Source organism: Pseudoalteromonas sp. SR44-5, assembly GCF_014163675.1.
Taxonomy (GTDB): domain Bacteria; phylum Pseudomonadota; class Gammaproteobacteria; order Enterobacterales; family Alteromonadaceae; genus Pseudoalteromonas; species Pseudoalteromonas rhizosphaerae.
In genome coordinates this window covers 1-610 of sequence record NZ_JACJDT010000168.1, presented here as the reverse complement: position 1 = coordinate 610, position 610 = coordinate 1, and the positions used below count along the sequence as shown (strand labels likewise).

Below are 610 nucleotides of genomic sequence, written 5' to 3'. Positions count from 1 at the left end.
CCACGGAGTGATTCATGACTGGGGTGAAGTCGTAACAAGGTAGCCCTAGGGGAACCTGGGGCTGGATCACCTCCTTATACGATTTAGAACTTATTTGTTCGTAGTGTCCACACAGATGATTGTTATTGTAAAGAGAACAAACACTTATTGTTTGGGTCTGTAGCTCAGTTGGTTAGAGCGCACCCCTGATAAGGGTGAGGTCGGTAGTTCAAATCTACTCAGACCCACCACTTCTTCAACGAAGTCGGTAATCAAACAATAAGTACCAGCATATGTGGGGCTATAGCTCAGCTGGGAGAGCGCCTGCCTTGCACGCAGGAGGTCAGCAGTTCGATCCTGCTTAGCTCCACCACTTACTTCTTAAAAATAAATATTCTTTTATCGGGCAGCTTAATCGCCTGAGAATAGAGTGTGTTTAATTTTGAGAGGTTTTTGTATCTCTTGCTCTTTAAAAATTTGGAAAAGCTGATAATAAAATTCGTATGAATACAGTGTATTTGTACAGAGTTTTCAAAAGTAAAAAAGAATGATAGCAGTATCATTCAGTGCCATTTAATGAACGTTTTGTTTGTTGATTGGTATCTACTTTAGTATTCAATATTAACTTCTG

The 610-nt window shown here is 40.2% G+C and carries 2 tRNA genes and 1 rRNA gene; all 3 read left to right on the top strand.

Going from position 1 to position 610, the window contains the following annotated elements:
- Positions 1-77 (top strand): 16S ribosomal RNA (locus H5154_RS23060); the annotation flags it as partial.
- A 76-nt stretch (positions 78-153) separates the two neighbouring features.
- A tRNA-Ile gene (locus tag H5154_RS23055) sits at positions 154-230 on the top strand.
- Positions 231-276: 46 nt separating this feature from the next.
- A tRNA-Ala gene (locus H5154_RS23050) sits at positions 277-352 on the top strand.
- Positions 353-610: the final 258 nt, after the last annotated feature.